Below are 7653 nucleotides of genomic sequence, written 5' to 3' on the forward strand. Positions count from 1 at the left end.
TCCCATGTGACGAAGGTGGGCGCCCCGGCCCAGTCGTCCGTCGGGGGTGTCCTGTCGCGAGCTTTTTATACCCTGGTCCAACTTTACTGCCGTCGTGCTCCCCCACGGCAACGCCCTGTGCGGAATTGGCCGGGAGGCACTGACGGGGCGTCACACGGTTTCCGTACCGGTCCCGGTGTGTGCGGCCTGTTGAGCGAGGCTCCTTCCCAGGTCGGCGATGCTCTCCCGGCCGAGGAGGCGCCCGGCGGTGATCTCCATGCCGTGGCTGCGCCGGAGCTGGACCCGGAGCCGGGTGGCCATGAGGGAGTCGAGCCCGAGTTCCCGTAAAGGCAGGCGCTGGTCGATGTCGGAGGCCGGCATACCCAGCAGGGTGGCGGCCGACTGGGTCAGGGCGTGGGTGGCGTTCTCGGGGTGGGCGCCGCCCGAGGGAGGCGTCGGCGGGCGCGGAGGCCCGTCCGCCTCACCCGGGTTGGTCATCGAGGCTGCCGGTCCGCCGTACGGAAGGGTCTGCGGGCGCGGCGGGTTCAAGGCAGAGGCGTCGGCGAGCGTCGCTGTCAGCTTCCCGGCGAGGCGGGTGAGCGGCGCCGCACACCACCGCGCGAGACCGGGCACCCATGCCGGTACGGACGGCAGCGGTATCGCGGCTGAGGGCTTCGGTGTGATGCGCCGCAGACAGATCCCGGAGAACCGCGCCAGGACCCGGCGTTCGGGTGCGATCAGCAGGACGTCGGCGACGAGGCGGGCCCCGTCCTCCTCGGCGCGCACCGTGGCGAGGCTCCAGAACTCGGGTTCCAGTTCGGCGTGGAAACGGACCGCGCCGAAGGAGACGGGGACGTAGGCTGCGGCGCTGTGGGACAGGGCCCCCGGGCGCGCCGCCAGGACGGTCTGCAGGCCCGCCTCCCAGCCGACGTGGGGCAGGGGTGTCCTCAGCCGCACACGGGCCACGGCTTCGCCCTCGCGCCGCCATACGTGCTCCGTCCCCCGGAACGGCTCGTCGATGTCGTACCCGTGCCGCTGTGCCAGCAGGGTGAAGTCCGGTGCCCCCAGGTAGTCCCGGCACCGTGCGAGCGCGGTGTCGAGAGCGTCCTGCGGCGGGCCCGGTTCGTCGTCCTCCGCCGGGGCCACCTGTCCGGAGGCGCACAGGAGGGGGGCCTGGGCCCCCGGCACCGAGGCCCGTACGGTCGCGGTGCGGACCGCACCGTCTTCCGGCCGGTCTTGCCGGTGCCCCTCCACCGTGACTTCGAGGGTCGTCTCGCCGACCGCCTCCAGCGGGACGAACGCGTCACCGAGGCGTACGTTCCGCAGCTCCAAGGGGCCCTCGCACCCTATTTCGCCCGCCGTCTCCAGCATCGCGGCCAGATAGGCGGCGCTCGGCACGGTCGCGACGCCGTGCACGGCCACGCCTTCGCCCCATGCGGCGCTCGCGCCCCACTCCGCGAGGTCGATCCGTCGGACCCGGGTCGCGGCGGGCCCGGCGGTGGCCGTCGTACGGGTGGGTTCGCGCCGGTACCGAACCGCGTCCCAGGAGTAGGTCGGAAGGGAGGGCACATGGCGGCGGGCGGCGCCGTACCAGCGTCGCCAGTCCACGCGCCCGCCCCGGGCGAAGAGCCGGCCGGTCGCCCGGGACAGTTCGACGGGCTCGTCGCAGCCGCGGTGCGTGGAGGCGAGCGCTGCGCTGTCGAGGTCCGCCGCGGCGAGGCTGTCGTCCATGGCCGCGAGCAGCACGGGATGGGGGCCGACCTCCAGGAAGACGCTGTCCGCCGCCCGCGCCACGGCGCACAGGGTATCGGCGAAGCGCACCGGGCAGCGCAGGTTGTCCACCCAGTAGTCGGCGGCCAGTCGGGTCCCGTCGACCTCGTGGCCGTACACCGTGGAGACCATGCCCGTCCCCGCGGACACCGGGTAGAGGTCGGCCAGTTCCCGTGCCAGGTCGGCACAGACCGCCTCCATCCTCGGCGAGTGCGAGGCCACGTTGACCTTCACCGGGCGGCACAGCACACCGTCACGCTCCAGGTCGGCGCGCAGGGCGGCGAGCGGGCCCGGGTCTCCGGCGAGGACGGTGGAGGTCGGAGCGTTCTCGACAGCGACGCAGACGGCGTCCCCGTAGGGCTCGGCACGCCGGCGGGCCCGGGCGGCCGAGAGCTCGACGACGAGCATGGCGCCTTGTCCGGCCGTACGCTGCATCAGGCGGCTGCGTCGGCAGATCACCGCCGCTGCGTCCTCCAGTGACAGGGCGCCCGTCACCTGGGCAGCGACTGCTTCTCCCATACTGTGCCCCATGCACAGATCCGGCCGCACGCCGCGTTCGCTCCAGGCGGCGGCCAGGGCCACCTGCACGGCCCACAGGACGGGTTGGACGACGTCGACGTCTGTTGGGAGCTCGTCCTGCGACATGAGGCGCTCGATGACCGACCAGCCCAGTTCCGCGCGCACGGCCCGGTCACAGGCGTCCAGAGTCTTGCGGAAGGCGGGCGAGGAGCGGTACAGCGCACGGCCCATTCCGGTCCACTGGGCTCCTTGTCCGGCGAAGACGAACACCACCGGCCTGTCGCCCGACGAGCCGGCGTCCGCCGTCCCACCGTCCGGGATGGACTCGCCGGCGGCCAGGGCGCGTAGCCTGCGTGCCAGCGCGTCGTGGTCGTCGCCGATGACCCAGAGCCGGTGGCGGTGGGTGTCGCGCCCCGTGGCCGCGGCGGCGCAGATGTCGGCGAGCCGGTGCCCGCGCCCGGCGCCGCCGGGTTCGAGGTAGGCCGCGTAGTCGGCGGCCAGGCGGCTGAGGGATCCGGCCGTGCGCGCGCTGAGCACCAGCAGGTGGGGACCGGTGAGGGGCGCGGTATCGGGCTCGGTCTCGGTCTCGGGGGCTACGGTGCCGGTGCTCGTGGTTTCGCAGGCGTGGTCGGTCATGACCAGGTGGGCATTGGTCCCGGACAGGCCGAAGGAGCTGACGCCGACCAGGGGTCGCGAACCGGACGCCACCAAGGGCTGGTTGGCCGTCACCACCCGCACGGGAAAACCGTTCTGCGTGAGAAGCGGATGGGGTTCGTCGAGGTGCAGGGACGCCGGGACGACACCGTGCCGGAGCATCAGCACCGCCTTGATCAGCCCGGCGATGCCCGCCGCCGCCTCGGCGTGGCCGATGTTGGTCTTCACCGATCCGGTCAACAGGGGCCGGTCGGGGTCTCGTTGTCCTGCCGACTCGGCGAGCGAGCCGAGTTCCACCGCGTCGCCGACGTCGGTTCCGGTGCCGTGGGCTTCGACGTAGTCGAGTTCCGAGGGCTTGACGCCGGCGTCGGCGCAGGCTTCCCGCACCATGTTCACCTGGCCCTCGACGGACGGGCGGAGCAGCAGTCCACTGCCGGCGCCGTCATTGGTGACGGCGCTGCCGAGCAGGACGGCACTGACGGGGTTGCCGTCCCGCAGTGCGTCGTCAAGGCGCTTGAGCACCACCGCGCCCACTCCTTCGCTGCGGACGAAGCCGTCGGCGCGGGCGTCGCCGAAGCGGCAGCGTCCCCCGGGTGAGAGCAGGCCTCCCTGGGAGTAGGCGATGGCGTCGCGCGGGGACAGGATGATGTTGACGCCGGCGGCGATGCACAGGTCGCTCTCGCCGGTGAGCAGGCTCTGCCGTGCCGCGTGCACGGCGACCAGCGAGGAGGAGCAGGCCGTGTCCAGTACGAGGCTCGGCCCGCGCAGGTCGAGGGCGTAGGAGACGCGCCCGGCCGTGGCAGCGCGGAGCCTGGCGCCGACCGTGCCGTGCACATCGGGCTCGTCGGGGAGCGGGTCGGTCTCCGCGTACTCGGAGGTCGCCTGGCCGACGAACACCCCGCCCCGGCTGCCGGCGAGCCGGGAGGGCCGCACCCCGGCGGACTCCAGGGCCTCCCACACCACGTGCAGCAGAAGTCGCTGCTGCGGGTCCATGAGGCGGGCCTGCGCGGGCGGGACACCGAAGAACGCGGCGTCGAAGCCGAACGGGTCGCTGAGGAACCCGCCGTGCCGGGACACGGTCCGGCCGGGCGTCATGGGAGTGGCGTCGTGGCAGAGGTCGATGTCGAAGCGATCGGGCGGCACCGGGGTGACCGTGTCGGAGTTGGTGACGAGGACGTCCCACAGGGCGTCGACGTTCTCGATGCCCGGGAACCGGCAACCCATCCCGATGATCGCGACGGGCATCGGGCTCGACGGCTCTGTACGCATGTACGGCACTCCCAACGTGCGGGCGGGGGTTCAACTCGGAGCTCTGGGCAGCACGATTCAAAAATGAACTTCACACCATTAATCGCCTGAGGTGCCCGCCCGCTGCGCGCGCTAAACCCCCGCCCTCCCCCTCAAAAACCGGACATTGCACGCACGTTGGGGCTTACGTGGCCCATACAACTCTGTACTTGCGTTCATAACTGTGCTCATGTTTATGCTTTTTCACACCGTCGCGGCAGCAACGAGGGGGAAGATCATGGACATCGCCCAGATCGTTCCGCAGCTGGGCGACGAGGAGCTGGCGGCTTACCAGTTCCTCGTCACCACCGGTGGGGCCAAACTCGAAAGAGTCGCCAGCCGGCTGGGGTGGGGCACGGGACGGACGGAGCGCGTCCTGTCCCGGCTGAGCGGGATGAGGCTGGCGCGTTCCGGGCAGGAGAACCGCCGCGAGTGGACCGCGGTCCACCCCGACATGGTCAAACTGCAGTACGCCAAGCCGCTTTCGGGCGTCATCGACACCTGGCAGGCCCAGCTGGAGGCCCTGCGTGCCCAGCTCGACACCCTGTCGGGTTTCGGCGACTCCCTCGACGAGGGCGAGGGAATCGGCCCCGTGCTCACGATCGAGGGGGCCCGTGACATCCGCGATGCCCTCACGGCCGCCGCGGCGCGCTGCACCGACGAAGTACTCGCCGTGCAGCCCCTGGGCCGACAGACTTCCGCCCTGGCCGAGCAGGTCGTGTGCGGGGACGGCGAACCGATGGCGCCCACGGTTGGCGTACGGGTCCTGCTCCCCCACCTGTCCCGCTGCGACGCGGAGGTGCGCGATCGTACCGCGCGGATATTCGCCGCGGGGGGCGAGGTGCGGACCACCGCCGCCTCGCTGCCGCCGCTGATCGTCTTTGACCGCTCCGTCGCCTTCCTGTTCGACGACGGGGACGCGGAGACGGCCCACCTGGTCCAGCACAAGGCTTTGGTGGACTTCATGGCCCATATGACCGTCAGCGCCTGGGCGAGCAGCTCCGCCTTCGAGCGGACGGGGGGCAACAAGCGGATTCCGGAATCGCTGACGCAAGAGACGAAGACGGCGATCGTCCAGTTGCTCACCGCCGGCTACAAGGACGAAGCCGTGGCCAAACGCCTGGGCATCGGGGTGCGGACGTGCCGCAAGTACATCGCGGAGTTATTCGGCGACCTCGGAGCCCGGAGCCGCTTCCAGGCCGGCTGGCTGGTGCGCGACCGGATGCTCCGCGCCGACGCGAACCGGGCGGACGCGAACCGAGCCGGGGCGAACCGAGCCGGGGCGAACCGAGCCGGGGCGAACCGGGCCGGGGCGGAACACCACGGCCAGTGAACTCTCCCGGCCTTCGCGCCCCGGCGCGGCGGCCGGGACGCCCCCGCCCCGCTCGGGTCAGCGCGCGAGGATCGCCGTGAGAGCCTGCGCCAGCTCGCCCTCCGGGTCCTCCACACCCTTCCTGGCACGCCAGGCCACCACGGCGTCGGGACGGACCAGAACGGCACCCGTCGGCCCGACACCGTAACGCTCGCACCAGACGTCGTCACGATCGGCGTAACGCTCACCGATCCGGTGCGCGGACAGCGTGACCCCGAGGGCACCTGCGGCCTTCTCGGCGGCGACGGTCCAGTCGGGAGCCGCGCGCCCCGCCAGCAGCACGAAGCCCTGGCCGAACAGGTCGTGCGTCGACAACTCCCTTGCACCATCTGCCAGTACGACGTGCGGGGCCCTGCCCCCGGGGCGCCCGGTCGGGTGCCACGGGTCCTCCTGGAGGCTGCCGTCGTCGTCGGGCTCGGTACGGACGGCCGCGGAGTGGTAGCGAAAGCCCAGGTACTCCTTGGGCATGGGGACGGGCGCGTTGGGATCGGCCGGGTTGTAGCTGGCGGGCACGCGCCCCTCGGAGACCTTCGCGAGCTCGACCTCGCGCTTGAGCGTGATGTCGACGACGGGCCGCCGCTCACTCTCGTAGGTGTCCAGCAGACCGGGACCTGCCTGCCCGGTGAGCACCAGGGCCAGCCGCCAGGAGAGGTCGTAGGCGTCCTGGATGGCGAGGTTGCCGCCCTGTCCCCCGTTGGGCGGGCAGGCGTGTGCGGCGTCACCGGCCAGAAAGACACGGCCCGCGCGGAACCGTTCGGCCATCTTGTGGTTGATCGGGAAGAAGCGGGCGTTGACGAAGGTCACCTCGATGCCGGGGTCGCCGATGGCCCGGCGGATCCGCTCCAGGCAGCGCTCCTCAGTGAAGTCCTGCGGCGTCTCCCCGCGTCCGGGGAAGTAGTCGACCCACAGGGTGTGCCGCGTGGAACCGTCCAGGATGAAGCTGGAGCCGCTGCCCGGCATCCCGATGACCTCGACCGCCCCCTTCTTGACGTACCGGGTCAGGTCGGCCTCGAAGGTGATGATGAACATGTGGCCGATCGTCCCGCCGCCTTCGACGCCTATGCCGAGCAGATCCCGGACCGGGCTGTTGTTCCCGTCGGCCGCGACCAGGTAGTCCGCCTCGACGGTGTACGAGCGGTCGGTGGACACCTCGTGCAGCGTCGCGGTGACCTTTTCGTCGTCCTGGGCGAGCGCCACCAGCTCGGTGCCGTTGCGCAGCTCCGCGCCCGCCTCCTCGGCGCACCCCCGCAGGATCTCCTCGACCTGGGCCTGTGAGATCCAGGCCAGCGGTGGCACCGGGGAGAGCTCGGCCGGGTCGGGCTGTCCCGCGTCCGGATCGAGGAAGCGGCGTCGCGGGTCGGCCAGGCAGTCGCCGTGGCTGATGCGGGGCCACTGTGCGTCGCCCAGCGCCGCTTCCAGACGACGGCGTACGTCGGGCAGGGTGTGCAGCAGCTCTTGGGAGCGGGTGTTGAGCCCCCAGGCCTTCGGCAGCGTCGAGGGACCTGGACGCCGTTCCACCAGGAGGGGTCGCACTCCCCGTGCGGCAAGACTCAGCGCCGCGGTGAGCCCGGTGTAGGCGCCACCGACGACGAGTACGGGAACTCGCTGGACTGTCATGCGTTGTGCCTCCATTGCTGCTGTGTTCGGAGCCGGTGCGGAAGCGGCCGGAGGGCTTCGCCGGCCGGGGAACGAGCGGTGGGCGAATTCAAGGGGCGAAGGCGCCACCGGCCGGGGCAGGAGCCGGCCGTCCGGGACCGCGAAGGGAGGAGCCGGAAGGGACCGTGTCCCGCTTCGGTCTTCACGCCGAGCGCCCCGGCCCGGACCTACGACAAGCAGCCTGCCTTTCGCCGCGGGCGGTCCGCCACGGCGGCGCGGTGCAGCAAGTTGTGCTGCAGTTAGTTGCGTGGCCGTCGCCGCAAGACGCGAGGCGCAAGGCGCAAGGTGATGACAGGCGTGCCCGTTGCGGGGGGGGGGGGGGGGGGGGGGGGGGGGGGAAAGAAAAAAAAAAAAAAAAAAAAAAAAAAACCCCCCCCCCCCCCCCCCCACAAAAAAAGACCCCACAACATCTCCTC

Annotated in this window: 3 protein-coding genes; 1 reads left to right on the forward strand and 2 read right to left on the reverse strand. The window is 71.6% G+C overall.

The window, feature by feature from the left end:
* Positions 1–150: 150 nt before the first annotated feature.
* A complete protein-coding gene (locus ACZ5ID_RS24160) occupies positions 151–4191 on the reverse strand; it encodes a type I polyketide synthase (RefSeq protein ID WP_468901538.1) in 4041 nt (1346 codons plus the stop codon).
* Positions 4192–4447: 256 nt separating this feature from the next.
* Between ACZ5ID_RS24160 and ACZ5ID_RS24165 the strand changes: the two genes are divergently transcribed.
* Positions 4448–5542, forward strand: a complete 1095-nt coding sequence (locus ACZ5ID_RS24165) for a hypothetical protein (protein ID WP_468901540.1) — start codon at positions 4448–4450, stop codon at positions 5540–5542.
* A 57-nt stretch (positions 5543–5599) separates the two neighbouring features.
* Here the strand turns inward: ACZ5ID_RS24165 and ACZ5ID_RS24170 are convergent, their stop codons facing one another.
* Positions 5600–7198, reverse strand: coding sequence for an FAD-dependent monooxygenase (locus ACZ5ID_RS24170; RefSeq protein ID WP_468901543.1), 1599 nt, complete (start codon positions 7196–7198; stop codon positions 5600–5602).
* Between the last annotated feature and the right edge of the window lie 455 nt (positions 7199–7653).

The sequence above is a fragment of the Streptomyces sp. NPDC031670 genome, from assembly GCF_055580545.1.

Excerpts from the sequence above, each read along its gene's own strand:
- ACZ5ID_RS24160 (WP_468901538.1), bottom strand. The coding sequence starts at position 4,191 with ATGCGTACAGAGCCGTCGAGCCCGATGCCCGTCGCGATCATCGGGATG.
- ACZ5ID_RS24165 (WP_468901540.1), top strand. The coding sequence starts at position 4,448 with ATGGACATCGCCCAGATCGTTCCGCAGCTGGGCGACGAGGAGCTGGCG.
- ACZ5ID_RS24170 (WP_468901543.1), bottom strand. The coding sequence starts at position 7,198 with ATGACAGTCCAGCGAGTTCCCGTACTCGTCGTCGGTGGCGCCTACACC.